This is a genomic window from Delftia sp. (genome assembly GCF_059499305.1).
Genome location: NZ_JCABYI010000036.1, coordinates 44,572 through 69,467, shown reverse-complemented (window position 1 = coordinate 69,467; position 24,896 = coordinate 44,572). Strand labels below are relative to the sequence as shown.

Sequence of the window (24,896 nt, the reverse complement as noted above, 5' to 3'; positions counted from 1 at the left end):
CCTTTTGTGGTTCTGGAGGGAGAGAGAAACAATGAAAGCGTCAGGAGCCCGGGTAGAAGGGCTTGCCCAGCGAGGCCGGCATGTTGGCGCGGATCCAGGTCGGATTGCGCGAGATCAGCACCAGCACGACGATGGTCGCCAGGTACGGCAGCATGGACAGCAGTTGGCTGGCCACCTGCACGCCCGTGGCCTGCAGGTGGAACTGCAGCATGGTCACGCCGCCGAACAGGTAGGCGCCCAGCAGCACGCGCGCAGGGCGCCAGGTGGCGAAGGTGGTCAGCGCCAGCGCGATCCAGCCCCGGCCCGACACCATGCCTTCCACCCACAGCGGCGTGTAGACGGTGGAGATGTAGGCACCGGCCAGACCGCACATGGCGCCGCCGAAGACCACGGCCGCCAGGCGGATGCGGCGCACCGGATAGCCCAGCGCATGGGCCGACTGGGGCGACTCGCCCACGGCGCGCAGCACCAGGCCGGCCCGGGTGCGGTAGAGGAACCAGACCAGGGCCGCCGCAATGGCCACCGCGCCATAGACCAGCGGATGCAGGCGGAACAGCGCCGTGCCCACCACGGGCAGGTCGGACAGCCAGGGCACGGCGAACTTGGGCAGCTCGGGCAGGCGCGCCTGCACATAGCCCAGGCCCAGGAAGGCCGAGAAGCCCGTGCCGAACAGCGACAGGGCCAGCCCCGTCGCGTACTGGTTGGTGTTCAGCCAGATCACCAGCACGCCGAAGATGGCGGCCAGCAGCGCGCCCGCACCCATGCCGGCCAGAAAGCCCACGGTGGTGCTGCCCGTGTGGACCACGGCGGCAAAGCCCGCGATGGCGGCGCACAGCATCATGCCCTCGGCACCCAGGTTGACGATGCCGGCCTTTTCATTGATCAGCAGGCCCAGCGCGGCCAGCGCCAGCACGGTGCCGGCGCTGAGCGTGGAGCCCAGCAGCAGTGCATAGGATTCCATCAGCGGGCCTCCTTGACGGCAGGCGCCGCTGCGGGCGGGACCACGGGCGTGCGGGACACCCAGCGCACGCGGTAGGCCACCAGCGTGTCGCAGGCCAGCAGCGTGAACAGCAGCAGGCCCTGGAACACGCCGGTCAGCGCCTTGGGCAGGCCCAGGCGCGACTGGGCGAGTTCGCCCCCGATATAGAACATGCTCATGAGAATCGCGGAAAAGATCATGCCCACGGGATGCAGGCGACCGACGAAGGCCACGATGATGGCGGCGAAGCCGTAGCCGGCCGGGACATAGGGCGTGAGCTGGCCCAGCGGGCCGGCCACTTCCAGCGCACCGGCCAGGCCGGCGGCGGCGCCCGAGATCAGCAGCGCCGTCCACAGCGCACGGCGCGAGGAAAAGCCCGCGTAGCGTGCGGCAGCCGGAGCCAGCCCACCGACCTGCAGCGCAAAGCCGGCGCGGGTGCGGAACAGGAAGATCCACAGCATGGCCGCCGCGGCCAGCGCCAGCAGCAGGCCGATATTGGTGCGCATGCCCTGCATCAGCTTGGGGATCTGCGTGACGCGCTCGAAGGTCTTGGTCTGCGGGAAGTTGTAGCCCATGGGGTCCTTCCACGGCCCGTAGACCAGAAAGCCCAGCACCAGGGTGGCCACGTAGACCAGCATCAGGCTGACCAGGATTTCATTGGCATTGAAGCGGTCGCGCAGCAGGGCCACGATGCCGGCCCAGACCATGCCGCCCAGCATGCCGGCCACCAGGATGGCGGGCACGATCCAGGGCCCCGTGGTCTTGTCCGCCAGCAGCGCCACGCCGCCTGCGGCCACGGCGCCGATCACGAACTGGCCTTCGGCACCGATGTTCCAGACATTGGAGCGAAAGCACACGGCCAGGCCCAGCGCGATCAGCAGCAGCGGCGTGGCCTTGACGGCCAGCTCGCCCAGCGCATAGGTGGACTTGACGGGGTCCCAGAAGAAGGCCTGCAGGCCGCGCACCGGGTCCTTGCCCAGCATCACGAACAGGCACACGCCGATCAGCACGGTGATGGCCAGCGCCAGCACGGGCGAACCGTAGGTCCACAGCTTCGAGGCCTGGGGGCGTTGCTCAAGCTTGAACATGGGCGCCTCCCTTGGTGGCACTCGGGGCGGCGTTCGGGGCGGCAGCACCGTCCCACAGGCCGCTCATCCACTCGCCGATCTGCTGCACGGTGGCATCGGCCCGCGCCACGGAGGGCGACAGCCGGCCCTTGGCCACCACATGCAGGCGGTCACATATCTCGAACAATTCGTCCAACTCCTCGCTGAGCACCAGCACGGCGCAGCCCTCGTCGCGCAATTGCAGGATGGCGCCGCGGATCTGCGCGGCCGCCCCCACGTCCACCCCCCAGGTGGGCTGGGAGATGATGAGCAGCGCGGGCCTGGCATCGATCTCGCGGCCCACGATGAATTTCTGCAGGTTGCCGCCCGACAGCGACTGCGCCGCCGCGTTGGGGCCGCCGGCCTTGACGTTGAAGCGCGCAATGATGGCGCGCGCCTGCTCCTGCAGCTGGCCCATGCGGATCCAGCCGCCTTTGCCCAGCGCGGTCTTGCGCGTCAGCAGCAGGTTGTGCGCCAGGCCCATGCTGGGCACGGCGCCGCGGCCAAGACGCTCCTCCGGCACGAAGTGCAGGCCCAGCGCACGGCGCCGGCCGGGGCCCAGGCGCCCCGCCTCCCGGCCGGCAATCTGCACCATTTCGGGCGCTGCGCGCGTGTCCTCGCCGGACAGCGCATACAGCAATTCCTTCTGGCCATTGCCCGAGACACCGGCGATGCCCACGACTTCGCCCGCGCGCACATCGAGCTGTATGCCATGCAGGTCCACGCCGAAGGGCTCCGAGCGCGGCAGCGCCAGGCCCTGCACGCGCAGCACGCTGGCGCCGACCTGGGATTCGCGGTGCGTGAGCTCGGGCGGCTCCGAGCCGATCATCAGCCGCGACAGCGAGGCATTGCTCTCCACGGCCGGATTGCACACGCCCGTCACCTGCCCGCCGCGCAGCACGGTACAGGCCGTGCACAGCGAGCGGATCTCGTGCAGCTTGTGGCTGATGTAGAGGATGGAGCAGCCCTCGGACGCCAGGCGGCGCAGCACGACGAAGAGCTTCTCCACCGCCTGCGGCGTGAGTACCGAGGTGGGCTCGTCAAGAATGAGCACGCGCGGGTGCGTGAGCAGGGCGCGGATGATTTCCACGCGCTGCATCTCGCCCACGCTCAGCGTGTGCACGGGGCGGTGGGGATCGACCTCCAGCCCGTAGTCATGCGCCGTGGACTCGATGCGCTGCACCACCTCGGCCAGCGGCAGGCTCTTGTCCAGGCCCAGCCAGACGTTCTCGGCCACGGACAGCGTGTCGAACAGGCTGAAATGCTGGAACACCATGGCGATGCCCAGCTGGCGCGCCTCCTGCGGGTTGCGGATGTGGACCGGCTTGCCATCGACCTCGATGCGGCCCTCGTCGGGCTTGACGGCGCCGTAGATGATCTTCATCAGCGTGGACTTGCCGGCGCCGTTCTCGCCCAGGATGGCATGCACTTCGCCGGCGCCCACGGTCAGCGAGATGCCGTTGTTGGCCACCACCGCCGGATAGCGCTTGGTGATGCCTGTCAGCTGAAGCCGCGGCGGCGCTGCTGCTGGCAGGGGGACTGTATCGGGGGGATTCATGGCTGGGATTGTCTTTCAATTTCTGCAACAAACTGGAACACAAGTCCTTGAAACCGCCTCGGCGGCCCTCATATCGGCCATCACTTTGTTCACCCAAAAGGCGGTTCCTATCGCCGTCGCCTAGCGGGCACGGGACATCAGCGCCACCTGCCGCACGGCGTCGCGCAGCCAGCGCGTGGACGCGCCCATGTGCGTGCGGGCATGCCACAGCTGGTAGTACACCAGCGGCGCAAACTCCACCGGGCAAGGCAGGATCACCAGGGGCAGGCGCTGGCTGAAGCGCTCGCAGAACAGCCGCCCCGTGGTCAGCACCAGCAAGCTGGTGGCCACGATGTCGGGAATCAGGCTGAAATGCGCGCAGCGCGCCGCCACCTGGCGCTGCAGGCCCATGCGGGAGAGCTGGTCGTCGATCACGCCGCGCGCGCCCGGGTAGGTGGGCGTGGGCGCGATGTGCTCGGCCTCCAGCCACTGGGCCACGTCCCAGCCGCGTCGCACGGCCGGGTGGTGGGGGCTGACCAGGCAGACCACCTCGTCCTCGAACAGGCTGGCCATGTGCAGGCCCTGCGGCGGCTCGGGCCAGTTGCCGATCACCACGTCCACATCGCCCTGGGCCAGTTGCACCTCGTAGTGCGCGTCGCCGTTGAGGGCCAGGATGTCCACGGGGCAGCCGGGCGCCTCGGTCTTGAGATGGGCCACCAGGCGCGGCAGGAACAGCGGGTCCAGGTAGTCGCTGGCGGCGATGCGGAAGGTGCGCGTGGAGGTGCGGGGATCGAAATGGCGCGCATCGCTGAACAGGCCCTCGGCCGCGCGCAGGATGTCGGCGGCCGGCTGCACCATGCGCAGCCCGGCCTCGGTGGGCTGCATGTGCGCGCCCGAGCGCACCAGCAGCGAATCGCCGGCCAGGTCGCGCAGGCGCTTGAGCGCGGCGGACACCGCCGGCTGGTGCATGCCCAGGCGCAATGCGGCACGCGAGACGCTGCGCTCGGTCAGCACCGTGTGCAGCACCCGTATCAGGTGCAGATCAATCTTGTCGAACAGGGCCTGGTCGCGCATGTAGCGAAGCAATCAGCGAAAAAAAGAGCGGTCGCGCCGGGGACGCGCCGCAGGTCATGGGGAGCCCGCAGCGTAACCCAGCCATGACCCCCGCCAGCTAGATACAAGCACCAAGAATGCCCTGGGCAGGGGCGGTTAAACACTTGTGCACGCAGCACATGCAATATGCGAGCCAGTCGCCGGCAAACCATTGTCCAAACCTATACAGACTTGCAGACTGTTAGCGTGATTCAATGAAATCGCTTCAAAAGGAAGTGGATTGCAGGAGACAAGACGATGAAACAGCCAACCCTTTTTTCGGGCATGGTGGCCGCAGCCACGCTCGCCAGTGTGCTGACCGCCTGCGGCGGCAGCGGTGATTCAGGCCTGGGTGTCATCGAGATACGCAGCCTGTCCAACCGGGCCGACATGATCAGCGACGGCAATGCCTATATTGAAATTGTGCTGCCCAAGGGCAGCCCGCACGGTGCGCTGAAGGTGGCGCTCAATGGCACGGATGTCACCGCCCGGTTCGCCCAGCGCGCCAATGGCCGCATTCTGGGCCGGGTCGAGGGATTGAGGGTGGGCGCCAACACCCTCACCGCCACGGCGGCCGGCAGCGCGAGGGCACGGCTGGACATCACCAACCATGGCCGGGGCGATCCCATCTTCGCCGGGCCGCAGACCGCGCCGTGGATCTGCGCCACGCGCAATGGCGCGCAAGCCACCGTTTCCGTGCCGGGCACGGCACTTTCGGCGACCGTGACCACGCGCGTCAGCGGTCTCGATACCGATCCGGTGGATGTCCAGTGCAATACCAGGACCCAGTACACCTACTACTACATGCCCAAGGCCAGGCAAGGCAGCGCCTGCACGATGGGTCCGGCAGGCGCCACGCCCTGTCATGTGGCCTACGACCCATCGCAGCGCCCGGCCGACAGCGAGATCGCCGACTTCACCAACGACCGCGGAGATACGGTCAAGCACCTGCTGCGCATGGAAACTGGCGTCATGGGCCGCGGCACCTTCCAGATCCTGGCCTACCATGACCCCGCGCAGGCCTGGACGCCCTGGGAGCCGCAAAAGGGATGGAACGGCAAGGTGCTATGGCGATTCGGCGCAGCCGCTTCCGGCAATCGCTTCCAGGAGCCGGCGGTCAACCTCCTCGACCAGTTCAGCGGCAGCCTGCCGTTCGACCCCAACGCGCTCGCGGCAGGCCACATGGTCGTGAAAGCCATGCTGACCAACCACCTGCACAACAACAACGAGTTGCTGGCCGCCGAGAACATGATGCGCATCAAGGAGCACCTGATCGAGAACTACGGCGAAGTGCGCTACACCATGGGCGACGGCGACTCGGGTGGCTCCATGATGCAGACAGTGATCGCCTCCGCCATGCCGGGTCTGCTGCAGGGCATACAGACGGGGCTGAGCTATCCCGATGCGGTGTCCACCTGGATGGAAACACGCGACTGCGGCCTGCTGTCCAACTACTACAGGACGGCCGCAGGACAGGCACTGAGCGACACCGCGAAGGCCGCCATCAATGGCCATCCGGCCAGCTACTGCGACAAATGGGTAGGGAGCTTCATCGCCCCCCAGAACCCCCGGCTGCCCGACAACTGCGGCGTGGGCTTTCCCGCCTCCATCGTCTACGACCCGCGCACACGCGGCCAGGGCGTGCGCTGCTCGATCCACGACATGCTGGTCCCGGTGTTCGGGACGTTCAAGGACACCGACGGCCACACCAAGCCGCAGCTGCCGTATGACAACACGGGCCTGCAGTACGGACTCAAGGCACTGCAGTCGGGCGCCATCGACGCGGAGGCTTTCGTGCAGCTCAACGAAGGCATCGGCAGCTACACCAACGACATGGACTGGACCGGCGGCACTGCGTCCAGGCCGGCAGCCCGCGAGCGGGCCGTGGCCAGCCTGCTGCCCAGGCTCTACAGCAGTGGCCTCACCAGCAACGGCAGGAACCTGTCCCAGGTGGCCATCATCGACCTGCGGCCCGAGGGCGGCAGCGACATCCACATGACCTGGCGCAGCCTGCAGCAACGCGCACGGCTGGATGCCGCCAACGGCCACCATGACAACCACGTGATCCGCGCCAGCAAGGGCATGATCCCGCTGCTGATCGCCCCTGCCATGCGACGCGAGGCCTTTGTCATGATGGACCGCTGGCTGACCGCCGTGGAGCGCGACACCACCGGCGCGGCGCTGGCACAGAAAGTGGTGCGCAACAGGCCTTCGGATGTCAGGGATGGATGCATCGCCGCGACGGGAGCCGTCCCTTCGGATCTCGACAAAGTCCTGGCCCTGGACGACCCAGCCTGTCCCCTCAAGCCGACCCTGTCGCCACGCCAGGTGGCCGGAGGTCCGCTCGCGGAGGACATCTACCAGTGCCAGCTCAAGCCCCTTTCGTTCACCAGCCCGGAGTACGCCGGCATCACCTTCAGCCCGGCACAGCAAAAGCGCCTTGCCGCAGTGTTTGCGGCAGGAGTGTGCGACTGGAGCCAGGCCGGAACGGGCCAGAGCCAGGAGGCGGCCTTCCTGACCGATTTCAGTGCCGGCCCGGCGGGCACCAAGGCCGGGCCTGCGCCGGTCTCGCGCAACGATTGAGCTGCACCCTGCGCGAAGTCCCGCAGGGGTCCGGGGGCCGGTGATCAGGGTTTGCAGCGTGCCAATCCAGGCAATGAAGCAGCAGACTTTCATTGAAGATTTGCATCAAGCACCATGCAGCCGCCCACGATCAACGCCGTCCTCAAGTCCGCGCCCTTTGCGCCCCACCTGAGCAGGGCCCACCTGCTCAGGTTGCGGCGGGAGGTGCTGTTGCGGCACATACCGGCCGGCGCCCCGCTTTGCCACAAGACGCACCGGGCCGGCCACTGGGCCGGCATCGTCCAGGGAGCGGTCAAGATCCATGCGCTGTCGCCTACCGGGCGCAGCACCACGCTGGCCACCTTTACCCCGGGTTGCTGGTTCGGCGAGGGCACACTGCTCAAGCACGAATGCTGGCCGTTCGACGCGACGGCGATCGAGGATACGCTGGTGGCACTGATGCCGGCCAGCACCTTTCACTGGCTGCTGGAGCGCAGCCTCGGCTTCAACCGCTTCCTGCTGGACCAGCTCAATGCGCGCCTGGGCCAGTTCATCGGCCGCTGCGAGCATGCGCGGCTGCACCATTCCAGCCGCCATGTGGCGCACTGCATCTCGGAGCTGACCGATTCGAGGCTGTATCCGGACACCGGCAACCGGCACCTGGGCATGTCGCAGGAGGAGTTGGCCAGCCTGGCCGGCGTGTCGCGCCAGATCGTCAATCGCACCCTGGGAGAGCTGGAGGACATCGGAGCGGTCCGCGTCTCCTATGGGGCATTGACCCTGATCGATCCCGAGGGACTGCGTCGCTTCAGCGAATCCTTCGAATGAGGCGCGGCCCCGGCGCTCATGCGGCCTCCAGCACCTCGACGCGGTTGCGGCCCTTGCGCTTGGCCGCATAGCAGGCCATGTCGGCCGAGCGCAGCGCGCTGCTGACCGTGTGCTGGCGGGCATCGAGCACCACCATGCCGACGCTGGCGCCCATCAGGTAGCGCTGGCCCTCGTGCGCGCCTTCCCAGTCCTGCACGGCCATGCACAGGCTCTGCGCCAGCAGCATGCCCTGCTCGGCCGGGACGCCGGCCAGCAGCACGGCGAACTCGTCACCGCCCAGGCGCGCCACCCAGCCCAAGGGCCGCACCACGCTGTCGATCAGCCGGGCCATGTGGCACAGCACCTCGTCGCCGGCCGCATGGCCTCCCTGCTGGTTGACGTGGGCGAAGTGGTCCAGGTCCAGGAACAGGATTACGCCATGGTGCGGCATGGGAGAAATGGCGACTTCGACCGCGGCCGTGGCCACGGCAGCAACCTCGGCGTCGGCTTGCGAGGAGGAGGCCTCTTCCTGCAGCGCCTCGGCGGGCAGGCGCTGGGCGGCGCTGCATTCCTGCAGCCATTCATGCAGGCGCATGGCAAAGGCCTCGCGGTTGGGCAGCAGGGTCAGCGGATCGTGCATGGCCTTCCAGCCCGGCTGCTCGCGCACCAGGCGCTGCATGGTCACGTCCTCGACCACCCAGACCAGGGTGGGATCGGCCGGCACCACGGCGCGTGGCTCCAGGCCGCGCTGCAGGCGCTGCAGGCTCTGGCCGTGCAGGCGCACCCAGATGGGGCGGCCGTCCTTGCGGACAAAGCACTGCTCGCTGTCGAACTGGCCGTACATGTCCAGGTCCTTGCGCACACGCTCCAGCAACTGGGCGTGCGCAGCGTCGGAGGCGCACAGCTGGCGTATCGCCTGCCCCTGCAGTTCGCGCGGCGGATATCCCAGCATGCGCGCGGCCTGCAGGCCCACCAGCTCCAGATGCGCCGCATGCGTGACCACCAGGCCCACGGGCGCGTAGTCCATCAGCGTTTGCAGCTGCAGTTGCAGCCGGCCGACCTCGTGGGCCTGGTCCTGGCCCATCTGGCCCAGGCGGTGCAGGGCCTGCCACAGCGTGGAAGCCTCTCCCCAGGCATGGGTCCAGGGCATGCGCCAGCCGCCTTCCTCGGCATGGCCTGGCGCCGGCTCCGGCGCGGGATCGGGCTCTTCGGCCATCAGCCGCCCCTGGCTCGCCAGCCATTGGCGTGCACTGCGATGCAAGGCGGCCATGGGTTCGGTAACCAGGATCAGCAGCAGCACCAGCAGCGCCGTGACCCCCGCGACGGCTGCCAGCAGCCACCAGAGCACGCGCGGCGCCAGGCTGGGCGCAATGGCTTCCTCGGGGGTGATCCTGACCACCAGCCACTGCGGCAGCGGCATGCCGGCCGTCGTCACCAGGTAGCCGGCGCGGCGCTGGGTATCGGGGCCCACCTGCAGGCCGCCGGCGGAAGGGTCCTGCAACCAGTCCGCGCCCAGGCCGGGCTCGGCCTCGGCGCGCGCCGTCCAGCGCGACGGATCGGAGTGGGCCAGGATCTGCCCGTCGCGCTGCATGACCAGCAGCCGCCCTGCGGAGCGCGAAGGGTCGATGCCGGGCGGCAGCAGCGCCTGGCCGGACATGCGCACGCCCGCCGAAAGCACGCCGCTGACCGTGCCGTTGCCGGCGCGCAGCGGCACGGCGTACAGCAACTCCATCATTGCGGGATCGGCCCCCTTGCGGACCATGGTGGAGACCACGGGCTTGCCATCGGCCAGGCTGCGCCGCATCACGTCGCGCACGCCTTCGTCCAGATCGACCAGGGGTTCGGAGCGGCCGCCGCGCAGGCTCAATTGCAGTTGCCCACGCGCATCGGCCAGCTGCAATGTGTCGAACAGCCGCACGGATGCGTCTCCGCGCAGCATCTCGCCCATCAGGCGGCTGGGGTCGCCGCCCTGGTCGGCCATGCCCTGGGCCAGCACCCACAGCAGGCGCTGCTGCTGCTCCAGCCGCGAGGCCAGCATGCGCGCCACGGTATCGACCTCGTCGGCCTGCCGGGCCATGGCGCGCTCCAGCGTCTGCTGGCGCATGCTGTGCGATACCCACCAGGCACTGCCCAGGCCCACCACAAGCACGGCCGCGGCGGCCAGCGCCAGCACCGTGCAGCGCATGGCGCCCCAGCCTGTGGACGCGCGCGGCCACGAGGGCGAGTCCGGCACCTGCGGAGCATCCTGGGATGCCAGCAGCGCCTGGAAAAAGGGGGATCGACGGGCGTCCAGTGACATGACGCCCTCAATATATGCAGACCCGAAAGCCGTCCCACTGGGTGGAACCCGCGAACCAGTGGATACCCCGCCCCGCAAGGCCCGGCGCTTGCAGGCCGGCACCCGTCAGCGGCGTGGGAATCAGCCTACCGCCAGCACCTCGAGCGCCGCAGGCTTGGGCAGATCGATGACATTGCCCCGGCCCGCGATGAGTCCATGTTCACGCAACTGGCGCAGCACGCGCGAGAAGGTCTCGGGCGCAATGCCGAGCTGGGCGGCGATCAGCCGCTTGCGCAGGTGCAGCGTCACGCGCAGGCCGCCCGCCTCGTGCGGCATGGCATGGCGCAGCAACCACTGTGCGCAGCGTGCCTCGGCATCCTTGGACAGGCGGCTCACGGCCAGCTCGGTCTGGGCGCAGTAGGCCTGGGCCATGTCCTGCAGCAGTTGCTGGGCGGGAGACGGCAGTTGCGAGACGGCCTGCAGGAAGTCGGCCTGGGGCAACTGCTGCACGCGGACATCGCTGTCGGCCAGCATGTCCAGGCTGCTGCCGCGCCGCTGCAGCACAAAGGCCGCATCCAGCCAGGCCGGCCCCTCCACCACACCCAGCTGGTGGCGCATCTGCCCACCCTGGCCTATGCCCAGGAGCACGCGACCGCGTTCCAGATACATCACCGTATCCGGCGACTGCCGACGCAGCCTGAGCCAGGTACCCGCGGCCAACACCTGGGCGGAACCCGGCGCGAAGGCGAAAGCTTGCAAGGAAGACAGGGCGAACATGCACGCAACTTTGCCGGCTTTGCAGCCGCCGCGTTTTGAGCCACGTCAATCGGCTGCCAGCACGCACGCCGACAGGCGGCATACTTGTCACAAGTATGTCACCAATGAAACGTAATGTATCCAACTGAAAAGTTGAGCCCATGATCGATCCCCAGATGCTCGCCAGCCTGCCCGCTGCGGCGGCCGTGCTGTCGGCCGCAGTGCGGTCCGGTGCAGGCCCCGTGGCACAGCTCATGCGCGCGGGCGGCCTGTACTGCGTCTTCCAGCCGCTGGCCGACTTGCGCAGCGGCAGCATCTATGCGCATGAGGCGCTGATCCGCGGCCCCCGGGGCATGCCGTTGCACACGCCCGACGCCTTGCTCAAGGGCGCTGCGGCCGAGGGCATTCTTCGGGAATTCGAGCTGCTGGCGGTCTGCGTGGCGCTGCAGGACTGGGGCCGGCAGGGCGCGCCGGGCCGGCTGTTCGTCAACCTCAGCGCCCAGGCGCTGGTGCAGGCCGTGGGCGTCTGCGGCCCCGGCATGGTCGGGGACACGGTGCGCGGCTTCGGCGTGCAGGCGCGGTCCCTGGTGGTGGAGATCACCGAGCACGACCATGTGACCGACATGCCCGCCGTCTGCGCCGCCGTCAAGGCCGTGCACGCCACGGGCGCGCGCCTGGCGCTCGACGACTTTGGCGATGGCCGCTCCAGCCTGCGCCTGTGGTCCGAGGCCAAGCCGGACTTCGTCAAGATCGACAAGTACTTCATCCACCAGATCGAGCAGCGCCCGGCCACGCTGCAGCTGCTGCAGGCCATCAAGGGCATTGCCGAGGTCTTCGGAACCACGCTGATCGCCGAAGGCATAGAGACCGAGGACGAGCTGCGCACCCTGCGCGACCTGGGCATTGCGTACGGCCAGGGATGGCTGCTGGGCCGGCCCGCCGAAGCCGCCCAGCCGCAGATCAGCCCGCAGGCGCTGAGCGTGGCGCAGGACCCGCGCGTGGCCGTGCTGCCCCACCAGGGCCACAGCGCCCGCCCGGGCGTGCTGCGCAACCTGATGGTGATGCAGGCGCCCTGCGTGGCACCGGCGGCCAGCAACGACGAGGTGGCCGAGCTGTTCCAGGCCGGGCAGCAGCTGCACGCCATTGCCGTCGTGGAGGCCGGCCGGCCGCTGGCCCTCATCAACCGCCAGCAGTTCATGAACCACTACGCCACGCTGTACTTCCGTGAAGTCCACGGACGCAAGCCCTGCCTGGCCTTTGCCAACGTGCAGCCGCGCATCGTGGAGCTGGACTGCGATGTGGACCAGCTCGTCGGCATCCTGACCTCGCAGGACCAGCGCTACCTGAGCGACGGCTTCATCGTCACCGACAACGGCCGCTATGTGGGCCTGGGCACGGGCGAGCAGCTGGTGCGCCGCGTGACCGAGGCCCGCATCGAGGCCGCGCGCCACGCCAACCCGCTGACCTTCCTGCCCGGCAACATCCCCATCAGCCTGCACATGCAGCGCCTGCTGGACAGCGGCGCCGGCTTCGTGGCCTGCTACGCCGACCTCAACCACTTCAAGCCCTTCAACGACCACTACGGCTACTGGCGCGGCGACCAGATGATCCGCCTGGTGGCGCGGCTGGCCGTGGCGCACTGCGATGCGCGGCGCGACTTCGTGGGCCATGTGGGCGGGGACGACTTCATGCTGCTGCTGCAAAGCGAGGACTGGCAGCGGCGCTGCGAGGACATCGTCGGCGCCTTCGCAGGCGAGGCGCGCCAGCTGTTCGACGACCAGGCGCGCGAGGCCGGCGGCATCTGGGCCGAGGACCGCCACGGCATCCGGCGATTCTTTGCCTGTACCACGCTGTCCATCGGCGTGGTGCGCGTCGCGCCGGGCAGCGTGCTGGCACCCGAGGACATCGCCAACCTCGCGGCCCTGGCCAAGCAGCAGGCCAAGGCGCAAAGCCTGCCGGGGCGCGGCGCCATCGCGCTGCACACGCCGCACGATGAAGCGCGGCATCCGGCCCTGCACGGCGCCGCAGCGGCCTGGCCTGCCTGAAACAAGAAGCCCGCAGGCTCTTGCGAGACTGCGGGCGGGTGGTTGGCAGCGCATGGGCGCGGCAGGATGATCAGTTCACCGATGCACCCGATTCGTACCAGCGCTTGACCATGCCGCGCTCGTCATCGCTCAGGGCGCCCGGATTGCCGAAGGGCATCTTGCGCAGCTGCACCACCTGCTGGTAGATCTGCTGGGCATGGGCCTTGACCTGCTCGGGCGAGTCCAGGCGCACATTCTTTTGCTGCAGGGCGGCACCGTGGCAGACCACGCAATGCTGCTGCAAGAAGGGCGCGAGCTGGGCATAGCCGACGGCGCCGTCGGCAGGAGCGGCGGCAGCCGGTGACGCAGGGGCTGCAGGGGCTGCAGGCGCAGCCGGCGCTGCCGTGTCACCACCGGGAGCCGCTGCTGCGGGCCCGGTCGTTGCGGCAGGCGACTGTACGGCGGCGGGAGCCGGCGCAGGCGCTGCGGCAGGCGCCGGCGCGGGCTTGAGCCAGACGGCCGTGCCGATCAGCACCAGCACGCCGACCAGGGCGTAGGGCCAGGGATGGGCATTGCGGCCCAGCTTGAAGCCGTGGCGCATCACGAAGAACTGGCGGATGGCGGCGCCTGCGAACATCATCAGGATCAGCACCAGCCAGTTCAGCTCATGGCTGTACAGCCAGCCGTAGTGGTTGGACAGCATGGCGAACAGCACCGGCAGCGTGAAGTACGTGTTGTGCACGCTGCGCTGCTTGCCGCGCTTGCCGTGGATGGGGTCCACGGGCTGGCCTTCCTTCAGGGCCTTCACCACCGTGCGCTGGCCGGGGATGATCCAGAAGAACACGTTGGCGCTCATCGAGGTCGCCAGCATGGCGCCCATCAGCAGGAAGGCGGCCTGGCCCGGGAAGATGTGGCAGGCCAGGAAGGCCGCGATGCACACCAGCACCAGCACCATGGCGCCCACCGTGGCGTCGCCGTTCTTCTTCTGGCCGAAGACGCGGCAGATGCCGTCGTACAGCAGCCAGAACACGACCAGGAAGGCCAGGGCCGAGGCAATGGCCGCAGCCGAGCCCATGGCATTGGGATCGGCCGGATTGACGAGGTAGATCTTGGCGTTCCACAGGTACGACACCGTCAGCAGCGCAAAGCCGCTGAGCCAGGTGGTGTAGCTTTCCCAGTAGAACCAGTGCAGGTGGTCCGGCAGCTTGGGCGGGGAGACATTGAACTTGACAGGGTGGTAGAACCCACCGCCGTGCACGGCCCAGAGTTCGCCGCTGACGCCCTGCTTCTTGAGATCGTCATCGACGGGCGGCGTCAGGCTGCTGTCGAGGAAGACGAAATAGAAGGAGGAACCGACCCAGGCGATGGCCGTAATGACGTGGAGCCACCGCAACAGCAGGTTGGCCCAGTCGAGAATGTAGCTTTCCATAGCTCTCAACCTTGGCAGCGTGGGGGCCGCCGGTGTTCAACCTGCTCACCACTGCGGGCGCTCTGAGCAGAAGAAAAAGGCCGCGCACCCGGTAGATATACCGCCGGTGCACCGCTGCGACCATTTCGTAGACACAAAGTGTATGCAATTTTTCGCCAGCCCATCGGCTTGCGCAGCATCAATTCACTAGAGATTTCCCTGATTCCGCGCGGACACCGCGCTGCGCCGCTGCAGAAGCTGCGCCGCCACGGCCACCGCGATCACCTCGGGCTCCTTGCCCTTGATGCCGGGCACGCCGATGGGGCAGGTCACATGGTCCAGCTCGGCATCGCTGAAGCCGCGCTCGCGCAGCCTGCGCCGGAAGGTGGCCCATTTGGTGGCGCTGCCGATCAGGCCCACATAGGGCAGATCCCCCTGCGCACGCTGGCGGCCCAGGCACTGGGCGACCACTTCCAGGTCCTCGGCATGGCTGAAGCTCATGATCAGCACCTGGGAGCCTGCAGGCAGATCGGCCACGGCCGATTGCACGGGGTCTGAATACTCGCACTGCACGAGCTCGTGCTCCTCCTCGGGGAAGACCGAATCGCGGCTGTCCACCCACATCACGCGGTAGGGAAGATTGCACAGCAGGCGCACCAGCGCATGGCCGACGTGGCCTGCGCCGAACAGGGCCACGCAGTCGCGCGGCGGCTGCAGCCGCTCGCGCAGCATGTCCATGCGGCCCTGGGGCACCAGCACGAACCTCAGCATCACCACGCCGCCGCAGCACTGGCCCAGGCTGGGGCCCAGCGGATAGCGGTGCTGGTGCTCGGTGGCGACCTGGCCGCCCTGGCTACCCTGCTCGCCAGGCGTTGCCCAGCCGCGCAGCAGGCTGCGGGCCCTGTCGATGGCATCGAACTCCAGGTGCCCACCGCCGATGGTGCCGGCCACGCGGTCGGCGAAAACCGCCATCCAGGCGCCGCGCTCGCGCGGCACGGAGCCTCGCGAGTCCATCACTTCGACCCAGCACAGCGGCCCCTGCGCAAGGCCCTGCTCGACTTTGTTGAACGTGTCACTCCACATGGGCGCACCTGACAGCCCGTCGTGGCGCCTGCGGGCTTCGTTGGAATTTGTTGCGGGATTGTCCGCTGCGGCACTTGAGTTTTGCGCTCCGACTGCCGGTGCCGCAGTGTTTCAGGATACGCTCGCAATCATGCCCGATTCCCCTGATTCCACGCAGCACAGTTCCGTGCAAAAGCCACGTTCCGGCCGCCCCTGGCTGTGGACCGGCCTGATGGCCGCCATTGCCTCCCTGGTCACGGCCTGCAAGTCCCCGCCCGGCCCCGGCCCGCGCCCCGACGACGTCAGCTCCAGCGCACAGCTGCAGTACCGCAAGGTGGCCGCCAACCATCTGTACGCGCGCAATGCCGATCGCATCTACAAGGGCCAGTTGCCGCCCATGCTCTACGCGATCGGCGTGCTCCAGGTCCAGATCGACCGCAACGGCCAGGTCCAGCGCCTGCACTGGATGCGCGCGCCCGGCCATGCCCCCGAGGTGGTGAGCGAGATCGAGCGCCTGGTGCGCGCCGCCGCGCCCTTCCCCGCCCCGGCCGGCGCCGCCCGCATCACCTATACCGATACCTGGCTCTGGGACAAGTCCGGCCGCTTCCAGCTCGACACGCTGACCGAGGGCCAGCTCTGAGCCTCAGGCCGCTGCGCACGGCTGGCCGTCGGCAAAGCTTCGGGCGCTTCTGAGCAGGCAGGTCACGGCATAGAGCACCAGGTCGTCCGGTGCGTCATCGTTCACGCGATCGATGACCTCGATGGCATAGCCCAGGTCCTGCGACAGCTGCGGCAGCACGCCTGCCGAGCGGCCGCCGGCCTGCAGGCCGGCCACCGCCTGGTCAGCGCTGGCGTGGTAGCCACGCAGCAAATCACGCGCGGCACACACCATGGCCGAGCCGGCGCGTTCGGCATGCAGCTCCAGCACGCCCAGGGCCGCTCCCATATGGCACAACGCATCCACCGCCAGCACCTCCTGGTGCTGCGGTGAGGGTTCCTGATGGCTGTGGCCCGATTGCTTCACTGTCTTCATGGCATCCCTTGCGCGGGACCGTGCTGGTCCCGAAGCAACAATACCTATCAGGTCCCTTGCAGTCAATACCTTTCCGGTCCATGATTGCCGGCGATGAAACAGACCGATCCTCAGTACAAGCTGCGCCTGCCGCAGGAACTCAAGGACCTCGTCGAGGAGGCAGCCAAGCGCACCGGCCGTTCCATGAACGCCGAAGTCGTGGCCCGGCTGCAGACCACGTTCGAGGCCCCCCTGCTGGGCCGCCTGTCGGCCTCGACGGACCCTTCGCTGGAATGCGAAGAGCCCGTGAGCATCTACGACATCAAGATGAGCGCCGAAGCCGTGGAGCGTATCGAAAAGCGCCTGGAACGCATAGAGCAGGCCGTGCTCGCGCCCGCTGCGCCGCAATCCGCCAGTGAAGACGGCGCAACCGGCAGCGCCTGATCCGCCCGCACAAAAGAAAACCGGCCCGCAGGCCGGTTTCGTTCAAAGGCCCCTCAGGGCCGGGATCATTCGACCACCTTGGTGATCTTCGAGCCCTGCAGCGACACGCCGGCTTCCAGGCCCGCGTTGGTCAGCACGTAGCTGGTGACGGGGCCCTGGGCGGTCGTGGTGTCCACGCTGCCATTGGCGCCCACCTTGCCTGCGGCCACCGTGGCATCCGCGCCCACGGACCAGCCGTCGCTGGCCAGGAACTTGTCCAGCGCTTCCTGGGTGTTGAACACATAGATCACAGCCTTGGACTGGCCGCCTGCCTGCCAGCCCACCGAGGCGCCCGTGGTGCTGTAGAAGCCCTTGTTCTGGCCGCCGACGCGCAGCACGCCGCGGCCATGCTCCACACCGATGACGAAACTGCCGCCGATCACCGAGGGGAAGATCAGCACGCCCTTGGAGCGGGCCACCATTTCCTTGGAGCCCGGCGCCGTCTGGTACAGCCGCTCCAGCGCAGCGTTGGCGCGCGCATTGACTGTGGTGGAATCAGCACGCGGCGCGGACTGGGTTTCCGGCTTGGTGGTGGTGCAGCCGACCATGGCCACGCTGCCGGCCGCCAGTGCAGTGGCCATCACGACGGTACGCAAAGAAAACTGACGCATGGGAAAACCTGCCTTTCTTGATTGGACGTTTTGGGGAGACCCCATCGGTTCATTGGATTGATCACCTTGCCTCCCGGTCCCGGGCACCCCTACCAGTGCTCGCAAACCGCTTCGGAGACAGGCTGGGGACGATGCTAGGCCGCTTTGCGGTACTTGTGATGAGACATGTCACAAGTTGCGCCATAGGACTACAGGCCCGCAGGAAATGTCTGAAAATCCCGTTCCGGGCCGCCACAGCCGACACCGAAAGCCCGCTGATGCCAGAATGCACCCACAGCAACACCCGGCCCACCGGGCCCATCCACATCGAGGGAGTTCATGAAGTTCTGGAGCCACTTTCACCATCCCCAGGCAGCCATGGTGCTGTTGCGCGTCACGCTTGCGGTCCTGCTGCTTTTTCATGGCTGGGCCAAGATCCGCTACGGCATAGGCAGCATCGAGCGCATGGTGGAGTCCGCGGGCGCGCCGGGCTGGCTGGCCTATGCGGTGTATCTGGGTGAGGTGGTGGCGCCGCTGCTGCTGCTGGTGGGCCTGTGGGTGGTGCCCGCGGCGCTGGTGATTGCGGTCAACATGATCGTGGCCTTCGCGCTGGTGCACACGGGCCAGGTGATGCAGCTGCACAGCTCGGGAGGCTGGGCGCTGGAGCTGCAGGCCTTCTTCTTCATCTCGGCCCTGGTCGTGGCCATGGGGCATTCCAAGGGCAAGTAGGCCGCACGCTTGCTGGAGATGCAAAAGCAACGGCCCGCAATGCGGGCCGTTCGTCATTTCAGGTTTCACTCCAGGCCATCCCCCGACAGCCTGCGCCTGCAGTCCAGGGCTCAGGAGCCCCGGTACGTCGAATAGCTCCAGGGGCTGACCAGCAGGGGCACATGGTAATGCTGGTCGGCATGGGCCACGCCGAAGTCCAGGCTCACCTTGTTGAGGAAATTGGGCTCGGGCAGTTGCACGCCACGGGCCTTGAAGTAGGCCGCCACGTCGAAGGTCAGGCGGTAGGTGCCGGTCCTGAGGCTGTTGTTGTCGAACAGCGGCGCATCGGTGCGGCCGTCGTGGTTGAGCACCAGGCTCTTGATCAGCGTGGCCTGGTCGCCATCGGTGGAATACAGCGCGACAGCCATGCCGGCTGCGGGGCAGCCGTTCATGGTGTCGAGGACGTGGGTGCTCAGGCCCATGGAAATCTCCTGTGAAGCGGGAGCTGGCCCGCCCGGTTGTCATTGGTTGGTCGATGCACGAAGCGCGGCGCGCGACAGCACTCGCGGCCCCCTCGTGCATTCGCAAAGTGTATACAGTTTTTGTACGCCCTTGAAGTGCGCCATGCAGCTCGAGCCTAGGCAGATACCCGCACTTTCGGCGTCGGCAGCGGCCCGTGGGCAGGCCTGCAACGCCATGCTTCTACACTGTGGTCCGCCGCCGCCCCGGCTGCAGGCCCTGCGGCCATCGCATACCGGGCGGCAAAGGACTTTCGCTCATTTCAACGGTTCCACTGTTTCATCTGCCAAGGAGATACCGATGCCATTTCGCTCCCCCTTGCTGGCAACCAGCCTGGCGCTGGCCATTGCCAGCCTGGCCGCCTGCAGCAGCACACAGCCGCCCGCGGCCTCGGCGCCGCCAGCGCCGGTGGCCGCAGCACCTGCACCGGCGGCAGCGCCCATCACGCAAAGCAATGCAGCCCAGGCGGCCAGTGCGGCCTATGACTTCGACATGGATGTATTCCATCCCGTCGTGGCCAGGAACGGCATGGTGTCCAGCGAGCAGGAGCTGGCCTCGCGCATCGGCCTGCAGATCCTGAAGTCGGGCGGCAATGCGGTGGATGCCGCCGTGGCCATGGGCTTTGCGCTGGCGGTGGCCCTGCCCAATGCCGGCAACATCGGCGGCGGCGGTTTCATGATCGTGCACGACGCCAAGAGCGGCAAGAACATTGCGCTGGACTTCCGCGAGGTCGCACCCTCCAAGGCCACGCGGGACATGTACGTGGGTGCGGACGGCCAGGTCATCGACGGCAAGTCGCTGTACACCCACTACGCCGTGGGCGTGCCCGGCACCGTGGCCGGCATGGAGCATGCATTGAAGAAATGGGGCTCTCTGCCGCTGTCCACGGTGATTGCGCCATCCGTGAAGCTGGCCGACAAGGGCTTTACGGTCAGCGAGACCCTGGCCAAGATCCTGGAGCAGGAAAAGAAGAACATGGGCCAGTGGCCCGCCACCCAGGCCATCTTCTGGCGCAACGGCGAGCCCCTCAAGCGCGGCGACCGCCTGGTGCAAAAGGACCTGGCGCAGTCGCTGCGCCTGATCGGGCAGCAGGGCTCCAAGGTGTTCTACGAAGGCGCCATTGCCCGCAAGCTCGCGGCCGAGATGGCGCCGCATGCGGGCGCCCTGTCGCTGCAGGATCTCAAGAACTACAAGGTGGTCGAGCGCGAGCCCGTGCGCGGCACCTATCGCGGCTATGAGATCGTGACCATGCCGCCCCCGTCCTCCGGCGGCGCCCACCTGATCCAGATCCTCAACATGATGGAACGCTGGCCCATGAACCAGTGGGGCGCCAACAGCGCACAGAGCATTCACTACATGGCCGAAGGCATGAAGCTGGCCTATGCCGACCGGGCCGAATACCTGGGCGACCCGGACTTCGTGACCGTGCCGCTCAAGGGCCTGACGTCCAAGCGCTACGCCGAGGCGCTGGCCGCCGGCATCGACCCCTACCAGGCGCGCGCCGGCAAGGACATCAAGCCCGGCAAGCCCCAGCCCTACGAGAGCGACCAGACCACGCACTACTCCGTGGTGGACAGGATGGGCAACGCCGTGGCCGTGACCTATACGCTGAACACCAACTTCGGCAGCGGCATCGTGGCCAAGGGCACGGGCATCCTGCTCAACAACGAGATGGACGACTTCTCTGCCAAGCCCGGCGTGGCCAACGCCTACGGCCTGGTCGGCGGCGATGCCAATGCGGTGGCCGCAGGCAAACGCCCGCTGTCGTCCATGACGCCCACCATGGTGCTCAAGGACGGCAAGCCCGTGCTGGTCACCGGCAGCCCCGGCGGCGCGCGCATCATCACCACCGTGCTGCAGACCGTGGTCAATACCATCGACTTCGGCATGAACCCGGCCGAGGCCGCCGCCACGCCGCGCTTTCACCACCAGTGGACGCCCGACGAGCTGCGCGTGGAAAAGGGCATCAGCCCCGACACCGTGGCCCTGCTCAAGTCGCGCGGCCACAACGTTGCCGTGAAGGCATCCATGGGCCGCACGCAGACCATCCAGCTGCGCGACGGCATGCTCTACGGCGCCTCCGACCCGCGCAACCCCGACGGTCAGACGCTGGGCTATTGAAGCAAGAAAAAGCCGCGCCCGTTGCCGAGCGCGGCTTTTCACAACAGGGCGGCGCAAGGCCGCCCTCCCACCAATCGCGTTGTCAGTTGCGCGGCATCAGGCCGTGACCTTCTGGCCGACCTCGAAGTTGGCCTGGATCTCCAGCGCACGCACCATGCCCGAGTGGTCCCAGTTCGCGCCGCCGTGGGCCACGCAGCTGTTGAACAGCTCCTGGGCCTGGGCGGTGTTGGGCAGGGACACGCCGAGCTGGCGCGCGCTGCTCAGGGCCAGGTTCAGGTCCTTCTGGTGCAGCGAGATGCGGAAGCCCGGATCGAACGTGCGCTTGATCATGCGCTCGGCATGCACCTCCAGGATCTTGGACGAGGCAAAGCCGCCCAGCAGCGCCTCGCGCACGCGGGCCGGGTCGGCGCCGGCGCGCGATGCGAACAGCAGGGCCTCTGCCACCGCCTCGATGTTCAGCGCCACGATGATCTGGTTGGCCACCTTGGCGGTCTGGCCGTCGCCATTGCCGCCCACCAGGGTGATGTTCTTGCCCATGCGCTCGAACAGCGGCTTGACGCGCGCGAACACGTCCTCGGGGCCGCCGACCATGATGGACAGCGTGGCGTTCTTGGCGCCCACCTCGCCGCCGGAGACCGGCGCATCCAGGTACTGGGCGCCGATGGCCTCGATGCGGCGAGCGAAGTCCTTGGTGGCCACGGGCGAGATGGAGCTCATGTCCACCACCACCTTGCCGCTGCTGCCCTTGAGGCCGGCGGCCACGCCGTCCTCGCCGAACAGCACCTTCTCGACATCGGGCGTGTCGGGCAGCATCAGGAAGATGATGTCGGCCCGCTCGGCCACGCCGCGCGCGGTGGTGCACTGGGTGGCGCTGCTCTCGGCGATCTGCGCCGGGATCTTGCCCAGGGTGTTCACGAAGAGCTGGTGGCCAGCCGCCAGAAGGTGGCCTGCCATGGGCGCGCCCATGATGCCCAGGCCCACGAAACCGAGCTTGAGAGAGGATGCATTCATGCTGTGTACTCCTTGTCGTTTTTGAAAAGCTGAGAAAAAACTCCGGCGGCGCTCAGGCGGCGACTGCCGTGCGCACGCTGGTGTGGGCGTCCAGCCAGCCCAGGCCCGATTCGGTATCGCGCGCAGGCTTGTACTCGCAGCCCACCCAGCCCTGGTAGCCGATGCGGTCCAGGTGCGCGAACAGGAAGGGGTAGTTGATCTCGCCCGTGCCCGGCTCGTTGCGGCCCGGGTTGTCGGCCAGCTGCACATGGCCGATGCGCGCCAGATGCTTTTGCAGCGTGGCCGCCAGTTCGCCCTCGGTGCGCTGCGCGTGGTAGATGTCGTACTGCACGAAGGCATTGGGCGCGCCCACCTCGTCGAGGATGGACAGGGCCTCGTCCGTGCGGTTCAGATAGAAGCCGGGAATGTCGAAGGGGTTGATGGGCTCGATCAGCAGGCGCAGATTGGCCGCGCTCAGCGCCGATGCGGCAAAGCGCAGGTTGTCCACGAAGGTGCGGCGCAGCAGCGCGGCATCGGCACCGGCAGGCGCCTTGCCGGCCAGGCAGTTGAGCTGGGGCACGCCCAGCGCATGGCCATAGGTCACGGCCTTGGCCACGCCGGCGCGGAACTCGTCCACGCGGTCGGGGTGGCAGGCAATGCCGCGCTCGCCCGCATCCCAGTCGCCGGCAGGCAGGTTGTGCAGCACGATCTGCAGGCCGTGGGCGTCGACGCGCTCCTTGATCTCCTGGACCGTATGGGCGTAGGGAAACAGGAATTCCACGGCCTCGAAGCCGGCGCGCGCCGCGCGCTCGAAACGGTCGAGGAAGGGCACCTCGGTGAACAGCATGCTGAGGTTGGCAGCAAAACGGGGCATGTCAGAAGTCTCCGGTTGTCGTTTGGTGGGTTGGGAGCGGCAGGGCACGCAGGGTGCCCCGCCGATAGAAAAAGCAGTGCAGTGCAATGCCGTGCGATGTGCCGTGGCGGGCCGGTCAATCCAGCAGTGCAAGCGCGCTGGGCACGTCGGCAGGCGCTGCGGCCAGGTCCTCGAACTCGATCACGTTGTCGATCTCGGCACCCATGGAGATGTTGGTCACGCGCTCCAGGATGACCTCGACGACGACCGGCGTGCGGTGCTCGGCCATCCAGGCCTCGGCCTGCTGCATGGCGGGCGCGAAGTCCTCGGGACGGTGCACGCGGATCGCCTTGCAGCCCAGGCCCTCGACCACCTTGACGTGGTCCACGCCGTAGCCCTTGGACTCTTCCTTGTCGTCGACATTGATGTTGTCGAAGGCCAGCTGCACGCAGTAGTCGATGGAGAAGGCGCGCTGCGCCTGGCGGATCAGGCCCAGGTAGCTGTTGTTGACCAGCACATGGATGTAGGGCAGCTTGAACTGCGCCCCCACGGCCAGCTCCTCGATCATGAACTGGAAGTCATAGTCGCCCGACAGCGCCACGATCTTGCGGGCCGGGTCGGCCACGCGCACACCCAGGGCGGCCGGCACGGTCCAGCCCAGCGGGCCGGCCTGGCCGCAGTTGATCCAGTTGCGCGGCTTGTAGACATGCAGGAACTGCGCGCCGGCAATCTGAGACAGGCCGATGGTGGAGACGTAGCAGGTGTCCTTGTCCAGGCTGCGGTTCATGCACTGGTAGACACGCTGCGGCTTCATGGGCACGTTGTCGAAATTGGTCTTGCGCAGGTACTCCACATTGTTCTTGCGGGCCTGGCATTCGGCCACCCAGCCGCTGCGGTCCTTCAGGCGGCCAGCCGCCTTCCACTCGCGCGCCACCTCCACGAAAAGCTGCAACGCCGCGCCGGCATCCGAGACGATGCCGTAGTCGGGCGCGAACACGCGGCCGATCTGCGTGGGCTCGATGTCCACGTGCACGAACTTGCGGCCCTTGGTGTAGACCTCGACCGAGCCCGTGTGGCGGTTGGCCCAGCGGTTGCCGATGCCCAGCACGAAGTCGGAGGCCAGCATGGTGGCATTGCCGTAGCGGTGGCTGGTCTGCAGGCCGCACATGCCGGCCATCAGGCGGTGGTCGTCAGGGATGGTGCCCCAGCCCATCAGCGTGGGGATCACGGGTACGTCCAGCAGCTCGGCGAACTCCACCAGCAGATCGGACGCATCGGCGTTGATCACGCCGCCGCCCGACACCAGCAGCGGACGCTCGGACTCGTTGAGCATGGCGATGGCCTTTTCCACCTGCTTGCGCGTGGCGGCAGGCTTGTAGACAGGCAGGGGCTCGTAGGTATCGATGTCGAACTCGATCTCGGCCAGCTGCACGTCGATGGGCAGGTCGATCAGCACGGGGCCGGGGCGGCCCGAGCGCATCAGGTGGAAGGCCTGCTGGAAGGCGCGCGGCACCTGAGCCGGCTCCAGCACCGTGGTGGCCCACTTGGTCACGGTCTTGGCGATGGAGGCAATGTCCACGGCCTGGAAATCTTCCTTGTGCAGACGCGAGCGCGGCGCCTGGCCCGTGATGCACAGGATCGGAATCGAATCCGCGCTGGCCGAGTACAGGCCCGTGATCATGTCCGTGCCGGCCGGGCCGCTGGTGCCGATGCACACGCCGATGTTGCCGGCCACGGCGCGGGTGTAGCCCTCGGCCATGTGGCTTGCGCCTTCGACGTGGCGCGCCAGGATATGGCCTATGCCGCCATGGTCCTTGAGCGCTGCGTACAGCGGGTTGATGGCGGCACCGGGAACGCCGAATGCGACGGTGACGCCTTCTTTTTCCAGCACGCGGACTGCGGCTTCGATTGCTTTCATTTTCGCCATGGAGGTCTCCTTCAAACTGGAGACAACTCTAGGCAGACGGGCCTGTTGGTGGAACGCCTGCACAGACCATAAAATTTATTCC

Annotated in this window: 21 protein-coding genes; 7 read left to right on the top strand and 14 right to left on the bottom strand. The window is 67.7% G+C overall.

What is annotated here, in order from left to right:
• Nucleotides 1–40: 40 nt before the first annotated feature.
• The 4 genes from AC5I49_RS24940 to AC5I49_RS24925 form a co-directional block, all read right to left on the bottom strand.
• Nucleotides 41–961 (bottom strand): ABC transporter permease, encoded by a 921-nt coding sequence (locus tag AC5I49_RS24940; RefSeq protein ID WP_016449764.1) that lies wholly within the window; start codon nt 959–961, stop codon nt 41–43.
• Nucleotides 961–2,067, bottom strand: coding sequence for an ABC transporter permease (locus tag AC5I49_RS24935; RefSeq protein WP_016449765.1), 1,107 nt, complete (start codon nt 2,065–2,067; stop codon nt 961–963). The genes AC5I49_RS24940 and AC5I49_RS24935 overlap by 1 nt, the downstream gene beginning before the upstream one ends.
• A complete protein-coding gene (locus AC5I49_RS24930; protein ID WP_017404025.1) occupies nt 2,054–3,643 on the bottom strand; it encodes an ABC transporter ATP-binding protein in 1,590 nt (529 codons plus the stop codon). The genes AC5I49_RS24935 and AC5I49_RS24930 overlap by 14 nt, the downstream gene beginning before the upstream one ends.
• A 120-nt stretch (nt 3,644–3,763) precedes the next feature.
• Nucleotides 3,764–4,696: a LysR family transcriptional regulator gene (locus AC5I49_RS24925; protein ID WP_495790056.1), complete on the bottom strand. Its 933-nt coding sequence runs from the start codon at nt 4,694–4,696 to the stop codon at nt 3,764–3,766.
• Nucleotides 4,697–4,972: 276 nt separating this feature from the next.
• On the opposite strand from AC5I49_RS24925, the gene AC5I49_RS24920 reads away from it, so the two are divergent.
• Both AC5I49_RS24920 and AC5I49_RS24915 read left to right on the top strand, forming a co-directional pair.
• Entirely contained in the window at nt 4,973–7,297 is a 2,325-nt protein-coding gene (locus AC5I49_RS24920; RefSeq protein ID WP_495790055.1) for a DUF6351 family protein, read from the top strand.
• 114 nt (nt 7,298–7,411) lie between these two features.
• Complete coding sequence (locus AC5I49_RS24915) at nt 7,412–8,104, top strand: Crp/Fnr family transcriptional regulator (RefSeq protein WP_017404028.1); 693 nt, start codon at nt 7,412–7,414, stop codon at nt 8,102–8,104.
• Nucleotides 8,105–8,120: 16 nt separating this feature from the next.
• On the opposite strand, the gene AC5I49_RS24910 is transcribed toward AC5I49_RS24915, so the two are convergent.
• Both AC5I49_RS24910 and AC5I49_RS24905 read right to left on the bottom strand, forming a co-directional pair.
• Complete coding sequence (locus tag AC5I49_RS24910) at nt 8,121–10,382, bottom strand: sensor domain-containing diguanylate cyclase (RefSeq protein WP_016452621.1); 2,262 nt, start codon at nt 10,380–10,382, stop codon at nt 8,121–8,123.
• Nucleotides 10,383–10,502: 120 nt separating this feature from the next.
• On the bottom strand, nt 10,503–11,138 hold the full coding sequence (locus AC5I49_RS24905) for a Crp/Fnr family transcriptional regulator (protein ID WP_016449769.1): 636 nt from the start codon (nt 11,136–11,138) through the stop codon (nt 10,503–10,505).
• A gap of 140 nt (nt 11,139–11,278) precedes the next feature.
• Between AC5I49_RS24905 and AC5I49_RS24900 the strand changes: the two genes are divergently transcribed.
• Nucleotides 11,279–13,162, top strand: coding sequence for an EAL domain-containing protein (locus AC5I49_RS24900; RefSeq protein WP_495790054.1), 1,884 nt, complete (start codon nt 11,279–11,281; stop codon nt 13,160–13,162).
• 70 nt (nt 13,163–13,232) lie between these two features.
• Here AC5I49_RS24900 and AC5I49_RS24895 read toward each other — a convergent pair whose 3' ends face one another.
• Nucleotides 13,233–14,570: a urate hydroxylase PuuD gene (locus AC5I49_RS24895; RefSeq protein WP_495790053.1), complete on the bottom strand. Its 1,338-nt coding sequence runs from the start codon at nt 14,568–14,570 to the stop codon at nt 13,233–13,235.
• Between the two features lie 186 nt (nt 14,571–14,756).
• Nucleotides 14,757–15,632 carry a xanthine dehydrogenase accessory protein XdhC gene (xdhC, locus tag AC5I49_RS24890; RefSeq protein ID WP_043790727.1) on the bottom strand — a complete coding sequence of 292 codons (876 nt, stop codon included), beginning with the start codon at nt 15,630–15,632 and terminating at the stop codon, nt 14,757–14,759.
• A 130-nt stretch (nt 15,633–15,762) separates the two neighbouring features.
• On the opposite strand from xdhC, the gene AC5I49_RS24885 reads away from it, so the two are divergent.
• The gene (locus tag AC5I49_RS24885; RefSeq protein ID WP_495790052.1) at nt 15,763–16,251 is read left to right on the top strand and encodes a hypothetical protein; all 489 of its coding nucleotides are present in this window, start codon (nt 15,763–15,765) and stop codon (nt 16,249–16,251) included.
• 3 nt (nt 16,252–16,254) lie between these two features.
• Here AC5I49_RS24885 and AC5I49_RS24880 read toward each other — a convergent pair whose 3' ends face one another.
• Nucleotides 16,255–16,644, bottom strand: coding sequence for a hypothetical protein (locus tag AC5I49_RS24880; protein WP_016449774.1), 390 nt, complete (start codon nt 16,642–16,644; stop codon nt 16,255–16,257).
• Between the two features lie 93 nt (nt 16,645–16,737).
• On the opposite strand from AC5I49_RS24880, the gene AC5I49_RS24875 reads away from it, so the two are divergent.
• On the top strand, nt 16,738–17,067 hold the full coding sequence (locus tag AC5I49_RS24875) for an Arc family DNA-binding protein (protein ID WP_047217817.1): 330 nt from the start codon (nt 16,738–16,740) through the stop codon (nt 17,065–17,067).
• Between the two features lie 65 nt (nt 17,068–17,132).
• On the opposite strand, the gene AC5I49_RS24870 is transcribed toward AC5I49_RS24875, so the two are convergent.
• Entirely contained in the window at nt 17,133–17,717 is a 585-nt protein-coding gene (locus AC5I49_RS24870; RefSeq protein WP_016449776.1) for a BPSL1445 family SYLF domain-containing lipoprotein, read from the bottom strand.
• Between the two features lie 318 nt (nt 17,718–18,035).
• Between AC5I49_RS24870 and AC5I49_RS24865 the strand changes: the two genes are divergently transcribed.
• Complete coding sequence (locus AC5I49_RS24865) at nt 18,036–18,425, top strand: DoxX family protein (protein ID WP_016449777.1); 390 nt, start codon at nt 18,036–18,038, stop codon at nt 18,423–18,425.
• 110 nt (nt 18,426–18,535) lie between these two features.
• On the opposite strand, the gene uraH is transcribed toward AC5I49_RS24865, so the two are convergent.
• Nucleotides 18,536–18,886 carry a hydroxyisourate hydrolase gene (gene uraH, locus AC5I49_RS24860; protein WP_012204044.1) on the bottom strand — a complete coding sequence of 117 codons (351 nt, stop codon included), beginning with the start codon at nt 18,884–18,886 and terminating at the stop codon, nt 18,536–18,538.
• 337 nt (nt 18,887–19,223) lie between these two features.
• Between uraH and ggt the strand changes: the two genes are divergently transcribed.
• Nucleotides 19,224–21,044 carry a gamma-glutamyltransferase gene (gene ggt, locus AC5I49_RS24855; protein ID WP_047325885.1) on the top strand — a complete coding sequence of 607 codons (1,821 nt, stop codon included), beginning with the start codon at nt 19,224–19,226 and terminating at the stop codon, nt 21,042–21,044.
• Between the two features lie 96 nt (nt 21,045–21,140).
• On the opposite strand, the gene glxR is transcribed toward ggt, so the two are convergent.
• The 3 genes from glxR to gcl all read right to left on the bottom strand — a co-directional run bounded on the left by glxR (nt 21,141) and on the right by gcl (nt 24,814).
• Nucleotides 21,141–22,055, bottom strand: coding sequence for a 2-hydroxy-3-oxopropionate reductase (gene glxR / locus AC5I49_RS24850; RefSeq protein WP_126312416.1), 915 nt, complete (start codon nt 22,053–22,055; stop codon nt 21,141–21,143).
• 52 nt (nt 22,056–22,107) lie between these two features.
• Nucleotides 22,108–22,908, bottom strand: a complete 801-nt coding sequence (gene hyi, locus AC5I49_RS24845; RefSeq protein WP_016449781.1) for a hydroxypyruvate isomerase — start codon at nt 22,906–22,908, stop codon at nt 22,108–22,110.
• Between the two features lie 115 nt (nt 22,909–23,023).
• On the bottom strand, nt 23,024–24,814 hold the full coding sequence (gene gcl, locus AC5I49_RS24840; protein ID WP_495790051.1) for a glyoxylate carboligase: 1,791 nt from the start codon (nt 24,812–24,814) through the stop codon (nt 23,024–23,026).
• Nucleotides 24,815–24,896: the final 82 nt, after the last annotated feature.